At 50.5% G+C, this 24,044-nt stretch carries 24 protein-coding genes; 16 read left to right on the top strand and 8 right to left on the bottom strand.

The genetic code is table 11. The features are described 5' to 3' along the window. Positions 1-40: 40 nt before the first annotated feature. Positions 41-1,432 carry a purine-cytosine permease family protein gene (locus ACL2XO_RS00805; protein WP_413742004.1) on the bottom strand — a complete coding sequence of 464 codons (1,392 nt, stop codon included), beginning with the start codon at positions 1,430-1,432 and terminating at the stop codon, positions 41-43. 459 nt (positions 1,433-1,891) lie between these two features. On the opposite strand from ACL2XO_RS00805, the gene ACL2XO_RS00800 reads away from it, so the two are divergent. After that, positions 1,892-2,350, top strand: a complete 459-nt coding sequence (locus ACL2XO_RS00800; RefSeq protein WP_413726126.1) for a GNAT family N-acetyltransferase — start codon at positions 1,892-1,894, stop codon at positions 2,348-2,350. A 62-nt stretch (positions 2,351-2,412) separates the two neighbouring features. Here ACL2XO_RS00800 and ACL2XO_RS00795 read toward each other — a convergent pair whose 3' ends face one another. Beyond that, on the bottom strand, positions 2,413-3,483 hold the full coding sequence (locus tag ACL2XO_RS00795) for a type III polyketide synthase (protein WP_413726125.1): 1,071 nt from the start codon (positions 3,481-3,483) through the stop codon (positions 2,413-2,415). A 696-nt stretch (positions 3,484-4,179) separates the two neighbouring features. Between ACL2XO_RS00795 and ACL2XO_RS00790 the strand changes: the two genes are divergently transcribed. Together ACL2XO_RS00790 and ACL2XO_RS00785 are read left to right on the top strand one after the other, a co-directional pair. Then, positions 4,180-5,019: an AraC family ligand binding domain-containing protein gene (locus ACL2XO_RS00790; protein WP_413742003.1), complete on the top strand. Its 840-nt coding sequence runs from the start codon at positions 4,180-4,182 to the stop codon at positions 5,017-5,019. Positions 5,020-5,065: 46 nt separating this feature from the next. After that, positions 5,066-5,506 (top strand): DUF2000 domain-containing protein, encoded by a 441-nt coding sequence (locus ACL2XO_RS00785; RefSeq protein WP_413742002.1) that lies wholly within the window; start codon positions 5,066-5,068, stop codon positions 5,504-5,506. Here ACL2XO_RS00785 and ACL2XO_RS00780 read toward each other — a convergent pair whose 3' ends face one another. Then, entirely contained in the window at positions 5,507-6,385 is an 879-nt protein-coding gene (locus ACL2XO_RS00780) for a uroporphyrinogen decarboxylase family protein (protein ID WP_413742001.1), read from the bottom strand. Positions 6,386-6,400: 15 nt separating this feature from the next. Next, positions 6,401-6,550, bottom strand: a complete 150-nt coding sequence (locus ACL2XO_RS00775; protein ID WP_413742000.1) for a hypothetical protein — start codon at positions 6,548-6,550, stop codon at positions 6,401-6,403. 368 nt (positions 6,551-6,918) lie between these two features. Here ACL2XO_RS00775 and ACL2XO_RS00770 point away from each other — a divergent pair, with 368 nt between their 5' ends. After that, positions 6,919-7,512 carry an RES domain-containing protein gene (locus ACL2XO_RS00770; protein WP_165934197.1) on the top strand — a complete coding sequence of 198 codons (594 nt, stop codon included), beginning with the start codon at positions 6,919-6,921 and terminating at the stop codon, positions 7,510-7,512. Positions 7,513-7,594: 82 nt separating this feature from the next. On the opposite strand, the gene ACL2XO_RS00765 is transcribed toward ACL2XO_RS00770, so the two are convergent. Next, on the bottom strand, positions 7,595-8,275 hold the full coding sequence (locus ACL2XO_RS00765; protein WP_413726121.1) for a hypothetical protein: 681 nt from the start codon (positions 8,273-8,275) through the stop codon (positions 7,595-7,597). A gap of 191 nt (positions 8,276-8,466) precedes the next feature. Between ACL2XO_RS00765 and ACL2XO_RS00760 the strand changes: the two genes are divergently transcribed. From ACL2XO_RS00760 to ACL2XO_RS00725, 8 genes are all read left to right on the top strand, one after another. After that, complete coding sequence (locus ACL2XO_RS00760; RefSeq protein ID WP_413726120.1) at positions 8,467-9,291, top strand: transporter substrate-binding domain-containing protein; 825 nt, start codon at positions 8,467-8,469, stop codon at positions 9,289-9,291. Beyond that, a complete protein-coding gene (locus ACL2XO_RS00755) occupies positions 9,291-10,169 on the top strand; it encodes an amino acid ABC transporter permease (protein WP_413741999.1) in 879 nt (292 codons plus the stop codon). Before ACL2XO_RS00760 ends, ACL2XO_RS00755 begins: the two co-directional genes overlap by 1 nt. Positions 10,170-10,184: 15 nt before the next feature. Continuing rightward, positions 10,185-11,153 carry a homocysteine S-methyltransferase family protein gene (locus ACL2XO_RS00750; RefSeq protein WP_413726118.1) on the top strand — a complete coding sequence of 323 codons (969 nt, stop codon included), beginning with the start codon at positions 10,185-10,187 and terminating at the stop codon, positions 11,151-11,153. Between the two features lie 518 nt (positions 11,154-11,671). Further along, positions 11,672-12,331, top strand: a complete 660-nt coding sequence (locus tag ACL2XO_RS00745) for a GntR family transcriptional regulator (RefSeq protein WP_413741998.1) — start codon at positions 11,672-11,674, stop codon at positions 12,329-12,331. 498 nt (positions 12,332-12,829) lie between these two features. Then, entirely contained in the window at positions 12,830-13,711 is an 882-nt protein-coding gene (rfbA, locus tag ACL2XO_RS00740; protein ID WP_132924201.1) for a glucose-1-phosphate thymidylyltransferase RfbA, read from the top strand. Next, positions 13,708-14,262, top strand: a complete 555-nt coding sequence (gene rfbC / locus ACL2XO_RS00735; RefSeq protein ID WP_132924202.1) for a dTDP-4-dehydrorhamnose 3,5-epimerase — start codon at positions 13,708-13,710, stop codon at positions 14,260-14,262. Before rfbA ends, rfbC begins: the two co-directional genes overlap by 4 nt. Before the next feature lie 2 nt (positions 14,263-14,264). After that, the gene (locus ACL2XO_RS00730) at positions 14,265-15,134 is read left to right on the top strand and encodes an SDR family oxidoreductase (protein WP_413726115.1); all 870 of its coding nucleotides are present in this window, start codon (positions 14,265-14,267) and stop codon (positions 15,132-15,134) included. A gap of 10 nt (positions 15,135-15,144) precedes the next feature. Next, positions 15,145-16,461, top strand: coding sequence for a glycosyltransferase family 4 protein (locus ACL2XO_RS00725; protein ID WP_413726114.1), 1,317 nt, complete (start codon positions 15,145-15,147; stop codon positions 16,459-16,461). Between the two features lie 93 nt (positions 16,462-16,554). Here the strand turns inward: ACL2XO_RS00725 and ACL2XO_RS00720 are convergent, their stop codons facing one another. The 3 genes from ACL2XO_RS00720 to ACL2XO_RS00710 are packed head-to-tail and all read right to left on the bottom strand — an operon-like array spanning position 16,555 to position 19,467. Beyond that, entirely contained in the window at positions 16,555-17,493 is a 939-nt protein-coding gene (locus tag ACL2XO_RS00720; protein WP_413726113.1) for a rhamnosyltransferase, read from the bottom strand. Beyond that, on the bottom strand, positions 17,490-18,566 hold the full coding sequence (rfbB, locus tag ACL2XO_RS00715; RefSeq protein ID WP_413726112.1) for a dTDP-glucose 4,6-dehydratase: 1,077 nt from the start codon (positions 18,564-18,566) through the stop codon (positions 17,490-17,492). Before rfbB ends, ACL2XO_RS00720 begins: the two co-directional genes overlap by 4 nt. A gap of 4 nt (positions 18,567-18,570) precedes the next feature. After that, positions 18,571-19,467 (bottom strand): glycosyltransferase family 2 protein, encoded by an 897-nt coding sequence (locus ACL2XO_RS00710; RefSeq protein WP_413741997.1) that lies wholly within the window; start codon positions 19,465-19,467, stop codon positions 18,571-18,573. Positions 19,468-19,994: 527 nt separating this feature from the next. On the opposite strand from ACL2XO_RS00710, the gene ACL2XO_RS00705 reads away from it, so the two are divergent. From ACL2XO_RS00705 to ACL2XO_RS00690, 4 genes are all read left to right on the top strand, one after another. Next, positions 19,995-20,774, top strand: coding sequence for an ABC transporter permease (locus ACL2XO_RS00705; protein ID WP_413726110.1), 780 nt, complete (start codon positions 19,995-19,997; stop codon positions 20,772-20,774). A gap of 2 nt (positions 20,775-20,776) precedes the next feature. Next, positions 20,777-21,505, top strand: coding sequence for an ABC transporter ATP-binding protein (locus ACL2XO_RS00700; RefSeq protein ID WP_413741996.1), 729 nt, complete (start codon positions 20,777-20,779; stop codon positions 21,503-21,505). Between the two features lie 117 nt (positions 21,506-21,622). Continuing rightward, positions 21,623-22,534: a LysR family transcriptional regulator gene (locus ACL2XO_RS00695; RefSeq protein WP_132924210.1), complete on the top strand. Its 912-nt coding sequence runs from the start codon at positions 21,623-21,625 to the stop codon at positions 22,532-22,534. A gap of 289 nt (positions 22,535-22,823) precedes the next feature. Further along, positions 22,824-24,011, top strand: a complete 1,188-nt coding sequence (locus tag ACL2XO_RS00690; protein WP_413726108.1) for an alpha/beta hydrolase — start codon at positions 22,824-22,826, stop codon at positions 24,009-24,011. Positions 24,012-24,044: the final 33 nt, after the last annotated feature.

Here is a 24,044-nt window from a genome sequence, read left to right as displayed (position 1 = left end):
TCGATTTTCGCCTGAATACGTTAAAAAACGGTCGGGCGAATCAGGCCGGACTGTGGGCTGACGCCCGTACTCCCCTGCTCATCAGGTAATAGACCGGACAGACTACCATCAGACCGACGATCCATGAGATATCCGCGCCTCCCATGGCGCGGGCGATGCAGCCGGTGTAGACATCGGTGGCGATAAAGGGGATTTGCACCAGGATGCCCAGCAGGTAGCAAGCTATGGCCCTGTAATTGAAATAGCCGTAGATACCGCCGTCTTGCCGAAAAAAAGAGGGGACATGGTAGCTGCCGTGGGCGATGAGGTAATAATCCACCAGGTTGATGGCGGTCCACGGGATCAACACATACAGCAACAACAGAATGAAATGGATGTAATTCACCAGAAAATTTCCCTGGCCCGCCACCGCCAGCAGCAGTGACAAGGTAAACATCCCCAGGGCCAGGATAATGCGCGCGCCGGAGCGGGGAGACCATGCCGGCGCCAGTGTCTGGCCGACGGTTAACGCGCACAGCGTTCCGCAATACAGATTCATCGCGTTGGTGGCGGCGATGCCCACGGAGAAAATCGCCACTATCAGGGCGCTGGCTCCGCCGGTGAGGGTCACCAGGCCGGTAACGACATCATCGTCTTTCCAGCACAGGGCGATCACCACGCCCAGGATCATCGGAAGAATGGACCCCAGGGAGCAGCCCCAATAGCTGGCCCAGAATACTTTACCCTGATGGCTGTTTTCCGGCATGTAACGGGAGTAGTCGGACACATAGGGGGCATAGGCCAACTGCCACAGAGCGGCAATAGACAGGGCGCCGAAAAAACCGGCAAACGTCGGCGGACGGTGGCTAAAGAACGCCTCCGGCAAACCGGTTACCAGCAGAATCCAGCCAAAACACAGTAACAGGGCAGTACCGGACAGCCAGGACATGATTCGGGTGTAGGCGTGTATAAGTTTATAGCCGAAAGCCGTGGCGGTAACGCTCAAGACGCCGACGATGGCAATGCCGCCGTTGATACTGAGCGGGGGACAGATGGCGTGCAGCCCCTGGCCGCCCAATATCAGATTGGAGGCAAAAAAGCCCAGGTACATCACCACCACTAAGACCACAACCAGCAAGGCGCCGAAGGATCCGAACTGACCGCGGGTTTGGATCATTTGCGGCACGCCCAGCTGTGAGCCTTGGGCTGAGTGCAGGGCCATAAAAACGGCCCCCGCCAGATTACCTATAATCACCGCCGCCGCCGCGGCGAAAAAAGATAAATTGAATACACACACCGCCAGCGAACCGGTGATCACCGTCAGCATCATGATATTGGAACCAAACCAGATAGTGAATAAATCGCTGATCTTGCCTTGCCGTTCCGTACTGCTGATGGGTTGAATGGTTTTTAATTCAACCGGAGAGATAACACTTGCGAATTGTCTTTTCATGATGACTCTCTTTGAATGAAAATAATAATCTAACAGATTAAAAAATCGGCCCATCTATTGTTGAATAGAAATTGGAGGCATTATTTATTGAGGGACAAATATCAATCTGTTATATATGCCAATGGTATCCAACACATAATTATCATCGTGAAGATGGTTATTAAAAAAATGATTTTAGATTAAGTTAACGCAATAAATACACTTGCAAAAAAATATGCCATTCAGACTATTGTAATCATGACGTTTTAAATATTTATCGATAATTTAATCGCTCTGTTTATGGGCTATTATAACCTGTGGAAACTTAAATATTCAGTCTCATTGAAGGGGGAAGTAGCGTTCCGATGCTTATAACAGTCATTGTTAATTTCAATCCAATAATTATATTTGCATTTTACAGTAATGGTGGATATAAAGGTGGCGAATTGATAATTTTCAGCCGATTTCTAAGGAAGCTCAATGAATGTAACGTGGTACGACTGGCATCACCATGAGCTGACGGTACAACGTCTATATGACATTCTCGCGTTGCGTAATGCGGTGTTTATCGTAGAGCAGACCTGCCCCTACCAGGATATCGACGGCCAGGATCTTCTGGATGACAACCGCCATGTCGCGGGCTATATGGCGGGTGAACTGGTTGCGTATGCCCGGATTCTTACCGGTGAAGATACCTTGTCCATAGGCCGGGTTATCGTCTCGCCCCGGGCTCGCGGGATGAATCTGGGTAATCGGCTGATGGAACAGGCGCTGGAGGCCTGTGCGTCGCGGTGGCCGGGCCGGAAGATTCATCTCTCCGCCCAGGCGCATTTACAGAAATTTTATGGTCGTTTCGGATTTCATGCGGTCACCGAGCTGTATGAAGAAGACGGTATACCGCATATCGGCATGGAGAACGTTCCGTCTTCAGCGCGGTAAAGGACTACCGGGCAGCCGATTCGGGCGGCCTGGACGCCCGCCCTATGGGCCTGAGAGATATTCTACGCCGTGAGCCGCGAAATTTCGGCGGATCGCCATTGTGAAAGGTTCATTTCCGCGATAATTCCCGGGCCAAAACCGGCAATGATCCCCCTCTGGTCGGATTTGAAAATGCTGTCTTCGTGCATGCGCCGATAGGCTTCAAATACCACTGAACTGGCGATATTACCGCAATTCACCAGCGTGTCTCGGCTATAGGAGAATTTCTCCCTTTGCACGCCGAGGTATTTGCATAAATCGTCTAAGATCCTCGGACCGCCGGCATGGATAATATAATAATCGAGACTGTCAATCTGCCAATGATGCGTCGAAGCCAGTTCTGCCATGACCGGGGCCAAAGGCGCCATGGTGCCCGGTACCCGTTTATCCAGCCGGAAATGAAAGCCGGTATCTTTTACCGCATAGCGTATCCATTCATCGGTATCCGGAATGAGATAACTGCTGTTTCTTTGTAATTCCAGACCGTTGCCGGCGCGGCTGGTCACCACTGCCGCCGTTATCGCATCGCCAAATAATCCGTCGGACAGCAGGCTGCCGATATCACCATCCGTGGGCTGATAGCTTAGTGAGCAGAATTCGCAGCTGACAATAAGCACATTGCTGCCGGGATGCGCCAGTATAAAATCATGGGCGCGATTAATGGCCGAACCACCGGCGGCGCAGCCGAGCTGCGCGATAGGGATTTGCACCGTCTGCAAAGGGAATCCCATTTTATTCACCAGCCAGGCGGTCAGCGACGGCATTAGAAAACCTGAACATGACACATAAATGATTGCGGAAACATCCTTGGCGGTGATATCGGCATGGCTCAACGCTTCCTCTATCACGTTAGGTACCAGTCGCTTGGATTGATATTCAAATACGGCATTCCGATAGCCAAAACCCGGATGCAATGTCGCCAGCTCGATTGGTTGTATGATGTGCCTTTTTTTCACGCCTGTATTGGTTATCAGCTCGATGGATTTTTCCAAATTGGGATTGTCTTTGAAATTCTTTTTCGCAAGATCAAGCGTTTCCTCGAGGGTGATAATATGCTCCGGCAGATATATCGCTGGCTTGTGAAGTGTAGGCATTTTTTATGGCTCCATAATATATTTATAATAAATTGATTCAATAAAATATTGATAATAATAACTAACGCTCATTTAGAGTGATAGTACCGTATCAATTTGTCAAACCGCCACCTAAAGGCATATGAAAATAAAGTTGAAATTTTAAAACTTATGTTATTCAAAACGTTAATAATCATACATATGCTTTTAATACGCCATTAACGTAACTATACGGGGGAAATAAATATCAAATTAACTGTTTCGACAAGTAGGTATTTTGCTTTTTAGAGAAAGCTGTTTATTAGGATGGGCGGCTATTATTTTGCCGTTAAAAGAGCCGTAATCGTTAGATTTGCCTATTTTTTGCCACATATCCAGTCTTTTATTGCGCAGCGTTGAGATGGGCAGAAGGCCTGGTTAATGACCACTTATTATAGGTAAAACTTATTCGCATGCCAAAAGTAGAAATAAATTATATAATTTTTATTAAAACAATATCAATAAAAACAATTTCCGAAATAAATATTATATTAATTTCTAATGGACTCGACAGTGGCAACGATGCCAAGCTACATTGTCAAGCATTATGCTTATTTTTAGCATAACGGCAGTTTGTTGCTTTACATTTTTGAACAAAAAAACGGCTTGTCAGCACTGCCTTGCTTACTGTGTCTGCTAGTATAGTTTTTTCTCAATCAACGGGCCGGGCAAGCTTCCATGACCACGACGCAATGGGTGGATATCGTAAAGGATAAGGATTCGCAGGTAGAAACCATCCGGGCGCATTTCGAGGGACACGCTTATGACGCGCACTGGCACGACAGCTATCTGGTGGGCGTCACCGAAGCGGGGGTGCAGCAGTTCCATTCCGGCCGGGTGAGATACCGCAGCACCCCCGGCAAGGTTTTTACCCTGGCGCCGGGGGAGGTGCACGATGGCGATGCGGTGGACCGGGACGGGTTCACCTATCGTATGCTGTATATTCCGCCGGAACTGCTGCGCCGCGAATTGCCGGAGATTTTCGAGAACGCGCCGGATCGGGCGGAGTTCTCCTTCCCGGTTACCCTGTTCCAGGATGATCTATTGGCCGCCGCCACGCTATCGGCTTTCGATGCCCTGCACCGCCAGGATTTCAAAATCGTCAAAGATCATGGGATGCAACATTTGATTTCAGCCTTAACCCGCCGCTATCCCTGGCGTAAGAAAAGGGTCACGGCGGATAATAAAAATCCGGCTCTTCAGCGGGTGCGGGATTATCTGCATGACAATATAAGTGAAGAAATCGGTTTAACGGAACTGGCCGCGTTGGCGGGTATGGACCGGTTCCGGTTAACCCGTCAATTTCAGCATCGTTACGGTCTGCCGCCCCACGCCTATCTGGTGCAGCTGAGGCTGGTTAAAGCGCGGGCATTATTGGCTAAGGGTTTTTTGCCGGCGGACGCGGCCGCCCAGACGGGTTTCGCCGATCAAAGCCATCTGGGGCGCTGGTTTAAACGCGCTTATTATCTTACCCCCGCGGCCTACCGGCGGATCTGCACAATCGTTCCAGACCGGTAAAAACATCTGATCTATGCTCGGAATTCGATTCAGCAGGAGAATGATCATGAGTTCGATTCCGATAAACGAAACGATGTCCCTTCAACCTGAGCGCTGCGTCATCATTCTTGATGACGGTTTACCCGCCGGCAAAGCGGTGAATGCCGCCGCGGTCATCGCCTTGACGGTGGGACAACGCCATCCCGCTCTGGTGGGACAACCCCTGATCGACGGCGATCGCTGCGAATATCCAGGACTGATCCCCATCGGAATACCGGTGCTGGCCGCGTCGGCCGACCAGCTGAAAATACTGCTGGAAAGCTGCCGGGCCCAGGATGTGGATAAGGTCATCTTTCCCGTTGAGGGGCAGGAGACTACCCGCTATGATGACTTTACCGCAATGGTGCTGGGGCAGAAAACCGAACAGCTGCAACTGCTGGGGATGGCGATTATCGGTGGTAAAAAAAACGTACGTAAGCTGACCGCGCAGTTCAAACTCTTCGGCTAGTCATGGGCGTGAGGACTGTCCCACTACCTCTTTTAGCAGCTTGAAAATGTCTCGGGGTATATCTTGCGGCAGCGCGCAGCCGGGGGCGAAGATAAACTTATTTCCGCCTGATTCTTGCATTGCGCGCTGATATTGCAGCTGGAGCCGCGCCCTAATGACATCCCGGTTATTCTCCTCCTGGGAAAAATCATGGTGCTGATCGATACCGCCTATGATGATTTTATCGGTCAAGCCGCGTATGGCTTTTATACTGCTCCGCTGCGTGTCCGGTACGCCATAGGGTGCGTCTTCCCAATTAAATGCCTGCACATCGTAATCAAGGCACTCATCGAACAGCAACCGCTTGTTGCCGTGTACATGCAGAATATTGAACCAGGTCCTGCCTTTGATATAGTCCAGAATCCTCTGGTCATAGGGGCGACAGAATTCATGATATTCTTCCCGGCCGATGACCTCGCCGCTGATAAACTGCGAGGCCAGAAAAATACCGTCGATACCCGCCGCCAGCAACCCGTCAAGAAAATTCAACTGAGTTGAGAGCAGGGCTTCAAGGCCCCTGTGCAATGCTTTTTTATGCCGTTGCATAAACTCCCTGGTCAGGCGTGGATCGGTGGAGCTGCTCATTTCCTGAATCCAGGTAAGGGGAGTGAACAGCGTCGCCACAATGGGTACTTTTCCCTGATAATGTTGTACCAGGGCAGCGGTTACCGAAATTTCCCGCGCCAGTGCGCTATTGGTTTTATCCAGTACCGGTAGCGTCAAGAGGTCGCGAGGGCTTTTCACCGGATATGAACGGAAAGTACCCGACCATTGCGTTGGGTCGGTGGAAAACAGGATATCGGCCCCATAGGCCTCGGCCATGTAATGTCCGTTGGACATGACCTTGACAAAATCCTACTCATTCTCATCGGTGAACTGAACGGTCGCCCCGACGAATTCCGGGATAACCCTGTCCACCAACGGCATATGCAACCAACCGGCAATAGGGGTTCTATCAACGGGTTTACCCTGCAAGATACTCTTCAGACGCTCTGCGCTAGTCATTGTTTTACCCGACATTGGCCTTTTATATACACACAATTAATATGGTTATTATTAAAAGATAATTTATACTTCGTTTAACGGAAAAAATCTGCAAAAATATTCCCTTGATAAAAATTGTTATATTGTTAGCTGGATTTTAGATAATCGACATGCTCTTAAACATGGGTAAATAATAATTAAAATCGTTTACAAATAAACATTACCTAAATATCCCTGCCGAAGGCTTGCTCCGTATCTTATCAATTGAGTATTATTTTCTATTAGGGAGTCAGCCCTATAAACCATAAGGAAGCATAAATGTTTCTATCTAATCACTTTAAAGTAAATATTTTATGCTACTAAAGGTATGGGGTAACATTGAATATAGAATGGATCAAATAATTCAAAAAATAAAGGTTGCCGGAAGTAAAATTGTCAAGACATACCCCGCTTCAACTGACTATTTTCGTTTACAGGATAATTTTTACGACGGGAACGGCGTTTTTTTTAATAAAGATCCTAAAAGAGAGTCCCGTTACGCTATTCCCGATCGAAGCAAGGGCACATTTTATGTCACGGCCGTGCCGGTAACGGCCTGCGCTGAAATGTACAAAGGGGAACGTTTTATCGATCTGGAAGATTTTACTAAAAATTGCATGGCAATCGTCACGGCGGTACGGGATCTGTCGATTATCGATTTAACGGCGCTGGCCCCCTTGCTGCATGTTCCGCTAGGGGAATTGATGGGGGGTAATTACCGTAATACACAAATGCTGGCGGCAATACTGTCAAAGCACGTGGATGGATTGGAATACCTGTCATGCATGACCGGACAATGCTGCACGGTATTCTGGTGCGAGGACTCGTCAGGCGCAGGCCTCATCACCACTAAATCCGTCAAGCGGCTGTCCGACTTTCAGCATGAAGGCGTCAGCGCCAGGGATATGCTGAGAGACCACCTGGACATTCGCATTACCGGATAATGCCGCTGTGGACTATGGCGAGTTCTGCCCGTCGGTATTAGGACTGTATCTGTATAAAATCGGTAGTGGCCCTTGTTCGCCGCTACGCCGCGTCGGGGGTGCCGAAGATGCCCGCCAGCCTGACCAATTGGCGTATTTCCTCTTCCGTGGCGCCTTTGCGCAATGTTTCCAGGGCAGTCGTGGGCTTATCCAGCGCTTTGTCCAGCGTATCAATTTCGCGGGTGAAAAAATTACACTTTCTTACGTTGCTGACGTTTCGCAAGCTGGCTAATATCTCCGGCAACCCTTTCAGCAGGCCTCTCTCGCCGTTATTTTCATCAGTGGAAAATTGAAAAACCGGGTAGAGATTTTCGCTTCCCCAGTTCAGGACGATGATCTTGCTTTGCTCGCCGTATTTATTGACGGTAGGACGGGAGATGCCCAGGATTTCAGCTACCATGCTGGATTTATAGACCCCGCCGTATTTTCCCAGATGAGCAAGAAAAGCATTTCGATTATCAATATATTCTTGATGCTCTATTTTCTCGGGAGTACTCATTTCCACAATTTCGATATGGTTAGCGCGCCCTTTGATTTCGGACCAGAATTGGTCGTCCGGTAGTGTTAATAAAGCATGGATATTGTCCGCGTCTTTATTTCTGAGCACATCGATAAAGTGTTCCGCAAGGTTGGCTAGACGCGCCCTGACCAGTTCGGAGTGGTCAAGGCTAACGGACTGACGGCCAATTTGATGGTTAGTGGTTTTTTTAGCGACTATTCCCATGGGCACCCCAAAACTTTACGATTTATCAAGATTAGTTTACATGAAATCGTAAACTTAGCAAATCCCGTTGCAGCTTAATCCCCCTTTGAAGATGATTTATATAAGATATACCGCTTTGGTATTTTGAAAGCGCTGGTTGGTTTACTAAGTTGTGGTCATAGGCTTCTCTTATGGAAAGATCAGGGTAAAAAATGTCCGCATTTCTAAGACTATCGACACTGGCCGCCGCCATTTTCCTTTTTGGGGCGCAACCCGCCAGCGCGGGTTCAACCCTTGACCGGGTAAATCAATCAAAAGTGCTGCATGATGTGTTGGTTAATGATTACCCTCCCTTTGGTTTTATTGATGAAAATAACCAATTGGCCGGATTTGATGTGGATGTGGCGAAAGCGGTGGCGCAAAAGCTGGGCGTTACGCTGGAACTGACCGCGCCCGGATGGGAAACCATCGTCGGCGGCAAATGGAACGGGCGCTGGGATGTCTGCATCTGTTCAATGACGCCTAATTCCGAGCGGGCCAAAGTCCTCGATTTTCCGGCGCCCTATTACAGCTCCCCGGCGGTACTGGTGGTGAACAGAGATGAAAAGAACATTAAAAGCGCCGCGGATTTGAGTAATAAAAAAGTGGGGGTCGGCATTGGTTCCAGCTATGAGAATTACCTGAATAAAACCTTAGTCATTCCGGGAGCCAAGCCTATTGATTTTCCGTTTAATCATGTCCAAATCATTCCCACGGATGAAACCGTGGCCTTTCAGAACCTGGCGTTAGGCGCCGGCACGCGCCTGGATGCGGTGGTCTCCGATTTGGCAACGGCCAAGGCGCGCATCGCCAAAACCAGTTCTTTCCGTATTGCCGCCGAACTCTATGCCGAACCGAACTGGGTCGCCACCGATAAAGGCGATGCAGAGTGGAATAAAAAGGTCGCCGATACAATCAATGCCTTGCGCGCCGACGGGACCTTGGCAAAAATCTCGCAGCACTGGTTTGGCGAAGATATCACCAGGGCATCGCTGTAATGGCTTTGCCATTCTCTTTGCATCCGAACAAAAACGACGGCGAGGATGAGACGGCGCCCTCACGGCAAACTCCCCCGGCGTCGGTGGCCAAAGGCGGCCTTGGATTCCGGTTGCGTACCGGTCTTACCTGGCTGCTGCTATTGACGCTGCTGCTCTGCCTGTTTTCCCGCATGGGTCTTGATACCGGCCTGATCCGGCAAAAATTGCCGTTTATGCTCGGATTGCACCTTTCGCCGGACGGTTTCATCCAGGGAGCGGCGTTAACCCTGGTGATCACCCTGATTTCCATGCTGTTTTGCATCCTGCTGGGCATTATAGCCTCCGCCGGACGGTTATCCGCCAGCGCCATCGCTTTCGGCTGCGCTACTTTTTACGTCTCGTTATTCCGCGGCACGCCGCTGTTGGTGCAGGTATTGATAATCTATCTGGCGCTGCCCCAGGCGGGCATTGTCCTGGGGGCGTTCAGTTCAGGGATAGTTGCCCTGTCGCTGAATTACGGCGCCTATCTGGCGGAAACCATTCGCAGCGGAGTGATAGGGGTGCCTAACGGACAAAAAGAGGCGGCAATGGCGCTCGGCCTCTCCCGTGGCGTGATTTTGACCCATGTGGTGGCGCCGCAGGCGCTGCGCATCATTTTGCCGCCGGTGGGATCGCTCTTTATTTCGATGCTTAAAGATTCGTCGCTGGTGTCGCTGATGGGATTGTGGGAACTCAATTTCCTGGCCCAATCCTATGGCCGAAGTACCTATCATTATATGGAAATGCTGGCCACCGCGGCGGCCGTCTATTGGCTTATGTCGATTGTCCTGGAGCTTTTTCAGCAGCGGCTGGAGCGCCATTTCGGGCAGGGTTATGAACAACAGCATTCGCAACGTTGAGAGGAACGGTATCTGATGAACGCTAGCGCCACAAATCCCACAAATCAAAGCCATGCCCCGAAGCGGGCCGTCACCATTCTTGATGGCGGCATGGGACGATTGCTGGAAAGACTGGGAGCGCCGTTCCGTCTTCCCGAATGGTCGGCGCTGGCGCTTATTGAAGCGCCGGAATATGTCAGCCGCGCCTATCAGGCGTTCGCCGACAGCGGAGCGGATATTATTACCACCAATACCTTCGGACTGGTGCCCCATATGCTGGGGGAGGCTCGGTTTCACGCCCAGGCCCAAACGCTGGCCGACCGGGCGGGACGCCTGGCCCGCGCCGTGGCGGACGGAGCCGCTGACCGACGTTCGGCATCCCCGGTCCGTGTGGCGGGGTCCTTGCCGCCGCTGTTTGAAAGCTATCGGCCGGATAAATTTATCGCCGCCCGCGCCCCCGAGATTCTTGCCCCGCTGGTGCAGGGGCTGGCGCCGCATATTGACTTTTGGCTGATTGAGACACAAAGCTCCACCGCCGAAGCGTTAACCGACCTGGCTTTTATCCGGCAAACCAATTCATTGCCTGTTTATATCTCTTATACCCTGAAGGATGAGGCGGGGCGTATCGGCCCGCCGGAGCTCCGCTCGGGTGAAGGCGTGGGAGAAGCGGTGGCGGCTTCGCTTGCGGCGGGAGCCGATGCCGTTTTGTTTAACTGCAGCCAGCCGGAGGTCATGAGCGAGGCGATCATGGCCGCACGACGGGTGATAGATGCTTCACCGACACCGGCGGCAGGGCTGGGCGTTTATGCCAATGCCTTTTTGCCCGAACCGCCGAGCGATGAGCCTTATGCGGGTATTTCCGGCATACGGCCCGATCTCGATCCGGAAAACTATCTGAAATGGGTCCGCCGCTGGGTTAATCAGGGCGCGACCATAGTGGGCGGTTGTTGCGGTATCGGGCCGGAGCATATTGCCGCCATCCGCAAGGCGCGACTGACGTTCTGACCTTCACGGCAGGGGGGGGAGGAGGCTGAGCCGCTGTCCCTTCGGCCCGGCCGCCTGGCGCCGCATACATAACCGGCATCAGCGGTTAACGCTGGAATAGCGGGTCTCAACAACGCATAGCCTGGGTTCCATAGAAAGGATAGGCATGGGTGTCGCTTATGCCCTGCCTGCTGAATAATTTGACCAATGAAAAGGCGCTAATATCATTGGAGCCGGATAACGGTGATCAAATTTTTTTCGTATAAATAATAATTATCTCTGTAGAAAAACTAATTACATTGGATGATGGTTTCCACGGGCTTAATTGATATTCGGATAATTACTCAATTCTGGTCGGCAATAGAAACAAATGCTTTTTAATGATATGGTTATCGTTATAATCACCGCTTAAAGCGGCTTTCAATCTCCAATTTGACAATTATCTAATGCAAATAATATTTAATTTTTTAACATTTTTGAATGATATATTATATACCATCCGTGTCATCCTAAATGATAATAAATAAAGAGAACAGGTTATGCTTAAAAATAAAAGCGTCAGTGATGAAGTTTATGATATTCTCAAAAAGGAGATCATATACAATCAATTGCAACCGGGAGAGCATCTTATCGTCAGCGCCCTAAGTGTAAAATTCGGTATCAGCGGCATTCCTATCAGGGAGGCCTTAGTAAGGCTGACCGCTGAAAAATTATTGATATTAGAGCATAATAAAGGCTTCAGAGTGGCCGCAAAGCCCTGTAATAATGATATTTATCAGTGGCATGAGGCTCGCGTGCTCATTGAATCCTCTATTGCGGATGCGGTAATCGAAAAAATAACGCAAGATGAATTGGGTGAATTAAAACGCTTGAATCATGATATTCGTACCCATGGTCATGACGGGGTTTATGATAATTACAGCGATCTTATTTCCATGAATGCTGAGTTTCATAAAGTCATCGTCAACGCGGCGGGAAATAGCTTGATAAACGATATGTATACAGTACTCGATTTTGGTCCGCAGCTTTTTTTATTTCACGAAGGACAGGGAGTGCCGGACCTCGATATTCTGTGCGATGAGCATGACGAAATAATTTCAGCTATCGAGGAGAAAAATCCGGTTCTTTATAGCGAAAAAACCAGATTGCATATTATTCGCGGCTTCAAAAGACAGATCGCCAGCCGTAAAGATGAATAAATAGCCGTATCAAGTCTGGTTGATCATAATTCTAATAATATAAAAATTCGACCGTTCAGGGAGCACCTGACGCAGTGTTGTGGTTAATAGATTAATCCAACGGCGTTAGTGACCGGGAGCTAATATGTATTTGTTTTAATCCTATTATTGCCTTGCAGTGGGATCATACCGCTGAAATCCTACTTACTACAACCCCTTAGGCAAGAAGGGCGTAGGAGCCGCCTTTACGTGTAATTATGCAAAGATATGTTTCCCGAGGGTGGGTATTAAAATTATCCCTTTAGGCTATATTGAAGCGACTTTGGTCGTTATCAGCCATTAGGCATTGGTTATTAATCGCTATCTATAAAATTAATATGTCTAATTGGTTGCATGATTATCATTACATTATACGCCAATCTGCCCTGCCATTGATTTTTGCCAATATGCTTTGGGTCGCGCAAGTTGTCATTCTTCCTCTTGCCGAGATCCTATACGGGAGTTCAAAGGAAAATACACATGAAACGGAAAGGCATCATTCTCGCTGGCGGAGCGGGTACCCGTTTGCATCCCGCAACATTGGCCATTTCAAAGCAACTGCTGCCCGTATTTGATAAGCCGATGATATATTACCCGTTAAGCACACTTATGCTTGCGGGTATTAAAGATATTCTCATCATTTCCACCGAGCTGGATACGCCGCGTTTCAAACAATTGCTGGGCAGCGGAGAACAATGGGGCATAAGGCTGCGTTATCAGGTACAGCCGACCCCCAATGGGGTGGCGCAGGCGTTTATCCTGGGAGAGGAATTTCTCAATGGCGATCCCTGTGCTCTTATTCTTGGGGATAATATCTTTCATGGCAACGACCTGCCTCATTTATTGAAAAATGCGACCTATTGTGAGAGCGGCGCCAGCATCTTTGTTTATCATGTCCAGGATCCTGAGCGTTATGGCGTCGCGAAGCTGAGCGCGGATGGTAGGGTTATCAGCCTTGAGGAAAAGCCCGCCGATCCCAAGTCAAACAGCGCCGTCACAGGACTTTATTTTTACGATAAAGATGTGTGTGAATTGACCAGGACATTGAAACTCTCTTCACGGGGCGAACTTGAGATAACCGATTTAAACCGGCTTTATCTAGAAAAAAATGCCCTTAGGGTACAGGTCATGGGGCGAGGATATACCTGGCTGGATGCCGGTACCCATAAATCCTTATTGGATGCCAGTCAATTCATTGCCACTTTGGAAAGCCGGCAGGGTCTGAAAGTATCATGCCCGGAAGAAATTGCTTATAAACAACAATGGATCGACGATCAACAACTCGCGAAGCTGGCCCGGCCATTGATGAAAAACGGCTACGGGCAATATCTGCATTTTTTGCTCAAAGAGAATACCCAATGAAACCCTCAAAGCTACCCATTCCTGATGTATTACTTTTTGAACCTCAAGTCTTTAAAGATGAACGAGGTTATTTCTATGAAAGCTTTCAGCTTAAAGCCTTTCAACAGGCGGTCAATCGCGAAATACATTTCGTTCAGAGTAACGAATCATTTTCTAAAAGAAACGTGATACGTGGTTTGCATTATCAGGTGAGTAAACCGCAGGGGAAATTAGTACGGGTGGTTAAAGGGACCGTATTTGATGTTGCCGTTGATCTACGAAAAAATTCGCCTACCTTCGGCCAGTGGGCAGGGGCGCTATTATCTGACGAAAATTTTCATCAGCTCTGGATACCGGAGGGTTTCGCCCATGGTTTCCTGGTGATATCCGATAGTGCAAAATTACAATATATGGTGACCGATTATTGGTATCCGCAATACGATCGCTGTATACGCTTTGACGATCCGGATATTGATATCAAATGGCAGGATATGGCTCACACTGATATTGACCCCATCATCTCTTTTAAAGATCAGGCCGGGGATTCCTTGGCCGGTGCGGAGGTTTTTTAACAATGTCTGATAAAATATTCATTACCGGCGGCACCGGCATGCTCGGTGTCTATGTTGCCAATGCGTTGAGTGATACCCATTGCGAAATAGTGGTTGCTGACCGCCACCGCTTTGATCTGTCGAATCCCAAGTGTATTTATTCCTTTATCAGGGAAGCGAGGCCGAATGTCATTTTGCATTTTGCCGCTGAAACCGATGTGGATTTATGTGAAAGAGAACCGGCACGGGCCGGTATATGCAATCATCTGGCAACGGAACAAATTGCCAAGGCGGCTGAAGCCTGCGGCGCATGGTTACTGTATATTTCTTCTTCAAACGTTTTCGGCGCAGAAGGCAAAATCAGCTATAACGAACTGGATATTCCCATTCCCACAAATTATTACGGCCGCTCAAAGTTAAACGGCGAAGAAGCGGTGAAAGCCAATTGCCCCGAGCGGCACCTGATTCTTCGTGCCGGCTGGATGATAGGCGGCGGGCCGGGGAAAGATCATAAATTTGTCGGCAAGATCATTCAGCAAATAAAAAATGGAGCGGCAGAGTTGAAAGCGGTGAGCGATCGGTTGGGGAGTATTACCTACGCCGTTCAGTTAAGCGAATTTATCCTGTGGGCAATTAATCAGCGCCAAACCGGCACCTTTCATTTCGCCAGCAATGGAACCATCAGCCGCTTCGATATCGCGCGCGCCATTGGCGATCTTTTGAACTATCGGGGGGATATTGTTCCCGTTCAGTCTTCCATGTTCCCACTGTCGGCCCCTCGGCCTTTTTCTGAAGGTATTAAATCCCTTTATTTATCCACATTGGACGAGTCGATTAATCCCGGTTACTGGAAAGATGATCTCGCAAGATATATTGCTACTTTCCAAGGCTAATAACATAATCATGAATGATAAAATCAAACTTTTTATGCAATACGCCAAGGAATTTGGCTGGGGTAACGCCGTTATTTTCGCCTTATTCAAGCAGTTTCCCCGTTTCTTTGTGTTATTACACCAAAAGGTCAATGCCGGCCATCACTGCGTCTGGCCCGGTATGACAAACCTGGATCCGGAAATGACTTATGGCACGGTGCTTGATTATAAGCCCTGGACTGAATACGGCGGTACCGTGGTTCCGGTTGCCAATAAAGACCCGCGGCCGACATTCATCTGGTTTGTGCCGGATTGGACGAATGTTTGGGGCGGAGGTCATTATACCTTATTTCGTTTTGCCAATCATTTCGCCAGGTTTGACACTCGGAATATTATTTTTATCCATGATAATCGCCGGCATCACTCGGTAAAACATTTGCAAGAGGAGCTTATGTCGGCGCTGCCGGATTGCCAGTTAGAGGTTATGATCGATCCGGCTTTATTGCCTTCCTGCACCGCCGCCATCGCCACCACCTGGCAGTCCGCCTATGACGTAAGGGCCTTCGAGTTTACCAATAAAAAATTTTATTTTATGCAGGATTACGAGAGCCTTTTTTACGCTTACGGCACGACATCCATGCAGGCAAACGCCACCTACGGTTTTGGTTTTATCGGTATTACCGGCGGCGGTTGGCTGAAACAGTGCTATGAATCCCATGGCGGCCGGGCGCGGAACTTTCTTTTTGCCGCGGATCGCCAAATTTTCCACCCTCCGCGCGTGAAGGACTACCGCGTACGCGAGAAGGTGTCGCGGCTGTTTTTTTACGGCCGGCCCTCTACGGAGCGCCGCTGCTTTGATTTGGGAATGGCCGCGCTGAAAAAAATCGCTGAACGGTTTCCTGACGTTGAAATTGTGATCGCGGGGCTGGATTTACAGGCCCGACCCCCCTTTCCGGCGACGCTGATGGGCAATTTGACGCTTAAGGAGACCGGCGATCTTTACCGTACCTGTGATATCGGCATGGCCTTTTCCGGGACCAATCTTTCCTATTTGCCCGTTGAGTTAATGGCTTCCGGGGTGCCGGTCATTTGCAACAACGGCCCGCATGTGGAGTGGCACTGCCGGCACGGGATAAATGCCTGCCTGGCGGATCCCGTACCACAGGCGATGCTGGAGGCGTTCAGCGCGCTTTATCATGACCGTTCGCTGCGACAGCGGCTGGCCGACGGCGGCCTCGCCACCATGGCGCCGTTATCATGGGAGCAGCAAATGGACGGCATCTACCGGTACGTAATGGAAAATCTGGATTCAGCGGTAATGACCCCTAGGGAGGAGCCGGTATCCTGACCGGTTGAACGGATCGGTGCCGGGGGATGTTGACATAAAGGCCCGGCCTGTCCGGGCCTGGCGCTTTGTCAGCAAGCGGCCCTGCCGTGCGGATCATGTTCTTCTGTCAGGGGTAAAGATGCCCTGCACGCCTTTAACGCCGTGGGCCAAACCGAGGAGCATCATTTTCAGACGCAATAACCTCGGCTTGCCGGCGATGAGGCAAAAGGTAAAGAACATCGCCAGGCGGTAGCAATGGGCGAGACGCCAGGAGGCGCTCATGGGGGTATGGTAAATCATCCTGATGGTATTTCTGAACGTATAATAATTTCTCAGCGGGTTATGCTGCGGGACCTCGCGCCAGCGGGCAAACCATATTTTGATGACGGTCTCGCCGAGGCAATGGCTTAACAGCGCTTTCTTCGAACCAAAAAGACGATAGCCCTTATGGGTCGCCCGAAAGCACCATTCCGTATCGACATGATCGATAAAATAGCCGTCGTTCAACAGGCCGGTATCTTTGAAAACGGCGGTGCGGATCAGGGTTCCGGATGAAATGAGAAAATCGGTCTCGATATGCTCTTCCCGCGGAGGGGGAGTGCAGCGGTGAATCAGCATCCCCCGTTTGCGCACGAACCCGGCCCGGGTGGAAGTCCGCCGGTCGACCGCCGTGGCGCCAACGGCTCCCACCTTGATGCCGCGCGCCAGCAGACCGGACTCCACCATCAATAATTGCCGAACCATATCGGCGGCGGGGATGCTGTCTTGATCTAGCAGCAGCGTATGGGTACATCCCCACGCCCGGGACAGGGTAATACCGCGATTTTGGCCGGCGGCGATGCCTTGGTTATCTTCATGCAGGAGAAGATGCCGATGCGCTGAAACCCGGACGATTTCACCCAGCGCGGCGCGGCAACATGCCGCAGACCCGTTATCGACGATGATGACTTCCTGCACCTGTCCGCTTATGGCGGCTATTACGTCGGCAAATAGCGGTAAATCAGGCTCATAGGTGACGATAACCGCACAAATACGGTACGATGCCGCGGTCATGGCAAAGCCTCTTTTCCCTGATACTGTTTTTCAACCCAGCGCAGATAGCTACCGCTGGTGACATTCTCCACCCAGGACCGGTGCTCCAGATACCAGCGCACCGTTTTATCCATTCCCGTCTCGAAGGTTTCCACCGGTTTCCAGCCCAATCGGTTTTCAAGCTTGGAGGCATTCAGCGCATACCGGCGATCGTGCCCCGGTCTATCTTGTATATGGGCGATTTGCCCGGCATAGGATTTCCCCCTGGCCGGAGGGCATAACCGATCCAGGATCAGGCACAAAGTCTGCACGACCTCGATATTGGTTTTTTCATTCCAACCGCCGATATTATAGGTTTGCCCCACTTCGCCGGCCGCCAGTACGCAGCGAAGGGCGGCGCAGTGATCCTTCACATATAACCAGTCTCTTACCTGCCGGCCGTCGCCATACAGGGGCAGGGTTTTGCCCGTTAATGCGTTATGGATAATCAGCGGAATCAATTTTTCCGGGAATTGGTACGGACCATAATTGTTGGAACAGTGGGTGGTTATCACCGGCAGGCCGTAGGTATGGAAATAGCTGCGCACCAGATGATCGCTTGCGGCCTTGCTGGCGGAATAGGGGCTGTTGGGCTCGTATCTGTCCGTTTCGCGAAAAGCCGGCGCTACGTTGTCCAGGGAGCCATAGACTTCATCCGTTGAGACATGTAAAAAGCGAAAGCCGGCTTTCAAGGCGTCGCCGCCGGACATCCAGTATTTCCGCACCGCCTCCAGCAAATGAAAAGTGCCTACCACATTGGTTTGAATAAAATCGCCGGGATTTAAAATGGATCGATCGACATGGCTTTCCGCCGCGAAATGGATTACGCAGCGCGGCCGGAATTTTTCCAGCAGGCTGGCCAATAGCAATGCGTCACCGATATCCCCTTGAACCAAGGTATGGCGGGGATCGTGAATCAGCGTCGCCAGATTTCCTCTATTTCCAGCATAGGTCAGCTTATCCAGGTTAATCACCGGCTCATTCGATAACGCTAACCAATCCAGTACAAAATTACTGCCGATAAACCCGGCGCCGCCGGTTACCATTATGCTCATATCTTCAAACCTTTTTAAAAATAGCGGCAAATATCAAACCCAGATTTCCAAGCCACGTTTGCCGGTAAATACCTGTCTGCTTGAGGACCACCAGCCTCGGCAATAGCCAAATGCCGCGGGCCACCATAAATTGGTGTAATAGTCGGGCATTTTCCCGATTCAAATGTTTGCTGATATGCTGTAAGGCTAATACATTACAATCAATCCATTTTCTGAATTCACCCCGCCATAGCCGGCGAATCCGTGTCATGTTATTGCGCCAGCCTGTATTGGTACCCACTAAATTATTCGAATGCTGACGGTAACGCACCGATGGATATTCATCATAAATAGCGCAGCCGCCGCAGCCGGTGACAACCATATAGGTCCACCAATCATGGGAAATAACGGTCACTCGCCCGGCCTCAAGCAGAAGCTCCCGGGCCGACTGATTAAATATCATGGTATTTCCGCCGCCAAGACTTTGCGTTAAGGCATTGGCAAAGCTCGGCTGCTTGGTAAATAAGGGAGATAAGCCCAGCTCACGGTCGAACTCGTCGATTAATCTTGTCCTCGAACAATACATGGCGGGTAACCCTTGCCCATTTTTGCGCAAAATATCAAGGGCGCGGCTGAGCTTATCCGCCTCCCATATATCGTCCTGATCGGCATAGGCATAATAATCCGCTTTGATGGCCGGATTGCATACCAGGGACATAAAGTTTTCGGCAAATCCTCTTTGCGGACCCGCCAACAGCACCAGCCGTTTCGCCCCCCATTTTTGCTGGAAGGCAGAGATGATGGACAAACTCTCATCGCGGGAACCATCATCGGAGATCCAGATCGACCACTCCTGCCAGCTTTGCGCCGCGATGGAATCCAATTGCCTTGCCAAAAATCGTTGGGCATTATAAGTACCCATCAAAATGGCAACCTTAAGTGTTAATCGATCTTGCTGGTACACCATATCCATCAATGCTCCTGTTTGATATTTCTTTGAGTATGTTTGAGTCATTGATCCATAAAGTTATAATCGAAGGTGGAATAATGATGAAACAAAGCGCTTAGATGGAAATATCGTCATGTACGATGAAGGGAATATATCAGTTGGTTATGTTAGTTCAAGAAGTCGGGGTTGCGAGGGCATTAATACGTTATTTCTACTTTATGTGTTAAATATGTTATTAACAGTAATTTAGTTATTTTGTATCTTCCAGAAGTGAAGCAGATGTCTAAGAGGCTTTTCCAGGTTAATAGGCAAAAAGTAAATAACATCCTGCCCAAAGTAAACCCTGGTGTTTTTTATTAAACTGGCGTTACACTCTCTCCGGAAGGGAACCGTTTTGAATTTATTTTCTTTCCGCCATGGAAAAGCAATGCATTTCATGATTCATGCCAGACTATAACTATGACTGGAAATAGATATCTCATGTAGGATTAGCTGCGGCAATGTATTTTGCAATAAATGATTTAATAAAAAGCGTTCGCCATCTGCCGCTCGTTTCTCATTTGGCCTATAGCGATACCAAAGCGCGGTACAAGAGAAGCATGCTCGGGCCGCTCTGGCTGACGCTGGGAGCGGCGATTGGCGTCGTGGGCCTGGGCCTGGTCTGGAGCCAGCTGCTGCATCAGGATCGCAGCCAGTTTATTCCTTCGTTAACCGTGGGATTGCTGCTGTGGCAATTTATCTCCGGGACCGTCACCGAGAGTACCGGCGTTTTTGTTCGTCAGTCGCAGATTATCCGCAACTTGCAGTTGCCTTTTTTTATCCACCCCATTCAGCTGATTGCCCGTCAATGTATTTCTCTTGGCCATAATCTACTGGTGCTGGTAGGTGTTTTGATGGTTTATCCTCAATCATTGAGCTGGGTAAATTTATTGAGCGTCATCGGTTTCGGCCTGGTGGTGCTTAATCTGTTATGGATCTCGGTATTGCTTGGCCTTATCGGTGCCCGCTTTCGTGATGTGGAGCAGATAGTGCAATCCCTGATGCCCATTGTGTTCTTCCTGACCCCCGTCATTTACAAGGCCGGTCATGGGGGTGTCAGCCAGGCCATTATCTGGCTGAATCCCTTTACCTATTTTGTCACGTTGGTGCGCGATCCGATATTTGGCACTGTCCCCGCCGGTTTTGTTTACCAAACGGTAATTATCATGGCCATAGGGGGCTGGACGGCGACGCTGCTGTTTTTCAACCGCCATGCTCCCCGTCTGGCATTTTGGATATAACCATGGCGGCCCTTGTTTTTGATGATGTCACGGTGACCTATCCCATTTATAACGCCCATTCGCAATCGTTGCGCAATCAATTGGTCAGGATCGGCTCAGGAGGATGCATTGGCAGCAGCGGCAACGCCATCGTGACCGTCACTGCCCTGGATCATGTCAGTTTTGCTTTAGGCAACGGGGACGCCGTCGGACTGATCGGGCATAACGGCGCCGGCAAAAGTACCTTATTGCGTACCATGGCCGGGATATACGGCGCCACCTCGGGAAGCATCATCCGGACAGGGTCGGTCTCCACGGTTTTTGAACTGGGCGCCGGTATGGACCCTGAACTCTCGGGTTACGAAAATATCATGCGCATGCTGTTGCTGATGGGGCATTCCGTTTCGGCGGCCAAGGCAAAAATACCCGATATCGAAGATTTCAGCGAGTTAGGCGATTTCCTGGTCCTGCCGGTGCGGACCTATTCTTCAGGCATGACAATGCGGCTAATGTTCTCGGTAGCGACATCCGTCAGGCCGGAAATCCTGCTGATTGACGAAATGTTCGCTACCGGCGACGCTTCCTTCCAGAAAAAGGCGGAGACGCGGATGCACGATTGGATTGCCGGGACGGATATATTTGTATTTGCGTCCCACGATCATAATTTAATCAGACGGTTATGCAACCGCGTTTTCCGACTGGATCATGGCACTATCGAGGAAGACGATATCAGGCATATCGGAGCCGGTTGAAAAGTGCTTCGGCAGGGATGGCTTAAGCAAGAGGGGCGTGACGTACAGTCTCTCGTTGATCTACACTCTGGCGACATTCCACCGTACTGACCGCGTAATGTCGCTTTGGATAGAACCATGGTCCAATCTCCACCCGCCATGCTGGATATCGCCACGTTCATCGTGGTGGCGCAGAACGCCAGCTTTACCCGCGCGGCCGAACAGCTGGGCACCAGTAAATCAAACGTCGGCAAGGCGGTGCAGCGTCTGGAGCGCCGGCTCGGCACCAGTCTGTTCCAGCGCACTACCCGGGTAGTCCGTCTGACGGAAGATGGGGAAATCTATCTGCAAGCGGCGCGGACCGCGCTGGAAGGGTTAAGCGAGGCGGAAGTATTGCTGGCGGCGCGCCATGAAGATCCCGCCGGGCGGGTGCGTCTGAATGTTCCGGTGGGTCTGGGCAGGCTGTTATTACCCACCTTTACCGTCATCCAAAAACGCTACCCGAAAATTACCCTGGAGTTCACCCTGGACGATCGCCATGTGGACGCCGTGGGGGAAGGATGGGATATCGTGGTTCGCATCGGGCATCTTCCCGCCGAGGGCGAGATGACCGTGCGCAAGCTTTGCGATCTCCGTCTCGGATTGTATGCGTCAGCCGCTTATTTGGCAGAGCGCGACCCCATCATGTCAGTGAAGCAGTTGTGCAACCAGCAAGCCATCATGTTTCGCACCATCTCTGGCCGCCTGCGCCCATGGACCCTATGGGACGGTGGTCAAACAATGGACCTTTCCCCTGATCCCGCGATGATTCTGTCCGATGGCGGGGCGATGGTTGATGCCGCCATCAACGGCCTGGGCATTGCCCAGCTGTTCAACAGGGTTGCCCAACCCTATGTTCTCTCCGGGGCGCTGCATCACGTTCTGCCTGCAGCCGACGTCGAGGGTGCGCCGGTGCATGCCTTGATTCCCGTTGGCCACCGTATGCCGCCCAAAACGCGGGTCATCCTCGATCATCTTGCCGACGTTCTCCGCTTGCCCTTAGCCCGATAAACCGTTGGCGTTGCTCTGCTTTACTCCCTTCCCGGCAATGGCTGATATATCCGCGTGGTCGTAAAACCAGCGAAAAAGATTCCTGCATCACATTGTCGATAGTAAAACGGCGGCTGTTCTTGACGCTGACTTCAATATCTCTTATATCTCGCAGTGATGTCTGTAGTAAATAAATATTTTCTGCTATGTGGAAATTATTGACTACTTTTCAGGTTAAGCCGTCGATGTCGAAATAGTAGCCGGGGTAGCGGTAGTGAAAATAACCTACTCAACAAGAAGGTAAGCGACGATGAAAGGTCCGGATATTTTAGGATGTCTCTGCATAACCGCCGTTTTTTATGGAGCAACGCTCACCAGCACGTCAGCGCAAGAACCCGCGAAAGCCATCCATTCAGCGCCTATCGAAGGGGGGCCGATCTCCATTGCCAGCCAGGGTAATTTTTTTGTCGTCGGTAAATATACGCCGACAAGCAAGGGGCAGCGCATGTCGGGGCAAATGTATGTGCAATACCAGATTCCCGCTAAACAAACGCACCCCTATCCGTTGTTAATGATTCACGGCGGCGGGCAAACGGGTGAAGGCTATTATGAAACGCCCGACGGCCGCGAGGGCTGGGCAACCTATTTCTTGAGCCGCGGTTATGCGGTATACGTGGTGGATCAAGTGGGGCGCGGACGTTCCGGCTATTTCCCCGATGCTTACGGACCGACCCGCAAGCCCGATACCAGCTACTCCATCCAATGGTTTTCCCGCCAGCAGGATACGGCCCTTTATCCCCAAGCCAAGGAACATACCCAGTGGCCGGGAGAGGGCAAGCCGGGTGATGCGACCTTCGATCAATTCTACGCTTCGCAGATGGAGGACATGACCAATCTTCAGCAAAACGAGACGCTCAACCGGGCCGCCGCCGATGCGCTGATTGATAAGATAGGACCGGTCATCCTGCTGACCCACTCACAATCCGGCCCCATCGGCTGGGGTATCGCGAACGATCGCCCGAAGAGCGTCAAAGGGGTGATCGCCATCGAGTCCAGCGGACCGCCTTTTTACAATATCAAGGATACCGGTGCGCCCGGGTGGTTCAAATACGGCAACAAAATAGCCCGGCCTTATGGCCTGACGCAGACTCAGTTAACCTATGATCCGCCTCTTGTCGATACCTCAGACCTTAAGCCCGTAGAGCAGACAAAATCAGATAAGCCGGATATTGCCCCCTGCTGGCTGCAGGCAGAGCCGGTTCGTAAACTGGCCGCTCTGGCTCAGGTCCCTATCCTGATGGTGGGCAGCGCGGCGTCATACCATGTCCCCTTTGACCTGTGCACTTCAAAATACCTGGCGCAAGCGGGGGTCAAAAACGATTTTATTCGCCTGCCGAGCGTAGGAATAAACGGCAACGGCCATTTCATCATGCTGGAGAAAAATAACCTGCAAGCCGCCAAGTTCGTAGATACCTGGATGAGCAAAAACATTCATTGAAAAGCCGTTCAAGAATGCTGTTCTTCGAGGATA

The sequence above is a fragment of the Sodalis sp. RH15 genome, from assembly GCF_047324255.1.
GTDB lineage: Bacteria > Pseudomonadota > Gammaproteobacteria > Enterobacterales > Enterobacteriaceae > Acerihabitans > Acerihabitans ligni.
Note: the sequence above shows the minus strand (reverse complement) of the source record. Positions and strands in the feature narration are given on the sequence as shown.

Excerpts from the sequence above, each read along its gene's own strand:
- ACL2XO_RS00805 (WP_413742004.1), bottom strand. The coding sequence starts at position 1,432 with ATGAAAAGACAATTCGCAAGTGTTATCTCTCCGGTTGAATTAAAAACC.
- ACL2XO_RS00800 (WP_413726126.1), top strand. The coding sequence starts at position 1,892 with ATGAATGTAACGTGGTACGACTGGCATCACCATGAGCTGACGGTACAA.
- ACL2XO_RS00795 (WP_413726125.1), bottom strand. The coding sequence starts at position 3,483 with ATGCCTACACTTCACAAGCCAGCGATATATCTGCCGGAGCATATTATC.
- ACL2XO_RS00790 (WP_413742003.1), top strand. The coding sequence starts at position 4,180 with ATGACCACGACGCAATGGGTGGATATCGTAAAGGATAAGGATTCGCAG.
- ACL2XO_RS00785 (WP_413742002.1), top strand. The coding sequence starts at position 5,066 with ATGAGTTCGATTCCGATAAACGAAACGATGTCCCTTCAACCTGAGCGC.
- ACL2XO_RS00780 (WP_413742001.1), bottom strand. The coding sequence starts at position 6,385 with ATGTCCAACGGACATTACATGGCCGAGGCCTATGGGGCCGATATCCTG.
- ACL2XO_RS00775 (WP_413742000.1), bottom strand. The coding sequence starts at position 6,550 with ATGACTAGCGCAGAGCGTCTGAAGAGTATCTTGCAGGGTAAACCCGTT.
- ACL2XO_RS00770 (WP_165934197.1), top strand. The coding sequence starts at position 6,919 with ATGGATCAAATAATTCAAAAAATAAAGGTTGCCGGAAGTAAAATTGTC.
- ACL2XO_RS00765 (WP_413726121.1), bottom strand. The coding sequence starts at position 8,275 with ATGGGAATAGTCGCTAAAAAAACCACTAACCATCAAATTGGCCGTCAG.
- ACL2XO_RS00760 (WP_413726120.1), top strand. The coding sequence starts at position 8,467 with ATGTCCGCATTTCTAAGACTATCGACACTGGCCGCCGCCATTTTCCTT.
- ACL2XO_RS00755 (WP_413741999.1), top strand. The coding sequence starts at position 9,291 with ATGGCTTTGCCATTCTCTTTGCATCCGAACAAAAACGACGGCGAGGAT.
- ACL2XO_RS00750 (WP_413726118.1), top strand. The coding sequence starts at position 10,185 with ATGAACGCTAGCGCCACAAATCCCACAAATCAAAGCCATGCCCCGAAG.
- ACL2XO_RS00745 (WP_413741998.1), top strand. The coding sequence starts at position 11,672 with ATGCTTAAAAATAAAAGCGTCAGTGATGAAGTTTATGATATTCTCAAA.
- rfbA (WP_132924201.1), top strand. The coding sequence starts at position 12,830 with ATGAAACGGAAAGGCATCATTCTCGCTGGCGGAGCGGGTACCCGTTTG.
- rfbC (WP_132924202.1), top strand. The coding sequence starts at position 13,708 with ATGAAACCCTCAAAGCTACCCATTCCTGATGTATTACTTTTTGAACCT.
- ACL2XO_RS00730 (WP_413726115.1), top strand. The coding sequence starts at position 14,265 with ATGTCTGATAAAATATTCATTACCGGCGGCACCGGCATGCTCGGTGTC.
- ACL2XO_RS00725 (WP_413726114.1), top strand. The coding sequence starts at position 15,145 with ATGAATGATAAAATCAAACTTTTTATGCAATACGCCAAGGAATTTGGC.
- ACL2XO_RS00720 (WP_413726113.1), bottom strand. The coding sequence starts at position 17,493 with ATGACCGCGGCATCGTACCGTATTTGTGCGGTTATCGTCACCTATGAG.
- rfbB (WP_413726112.1), bottom strand. The coding sequence starts at position 18,566 with ATGAGCATAATGGTAACCGGCGGCGCCGGGTTTATCGGCAGTAATTTT.
- ACL2XO_RS00710 (WP_413741997.1), bottom strand. The coding sequence starts at position 19,467 with ATGGGTACTTATAATGCCCAACGATTTTTGGCAAGGCAATTGGATTCC.
- ACL2XO_RS00705 (WP_413726110.1), top strand. The coding sequence starts at position 19,995 with ATGTATTTTGCAATAAATGATTTAATAAAAAGCGTTCGCCATCTGCCG.
- ACL2XO_RS00700 (WP_413741996.1), top strand. The coding sequence starts at position 20,777 with ATGGCGGCCCTTGTTTTTGATGATGTCACGGTGACCTATCCCATTTAT.
- ACL2XO_RS00695 (WP_132924210.1), top strand. The coding sequence starts at position 21,623 with ATGGTCCAATCTCCACCCGCCATGCTGGATATCGCCACGTTCATCGTG.
- ACL2XO_RS00690 (WP_413726108.1), top strand. The coding sequence starts at position 22,824 with ATGAAAGGTCCGGATATTTTAGGATGTCTCTGCATAACCGCCGTTTTT.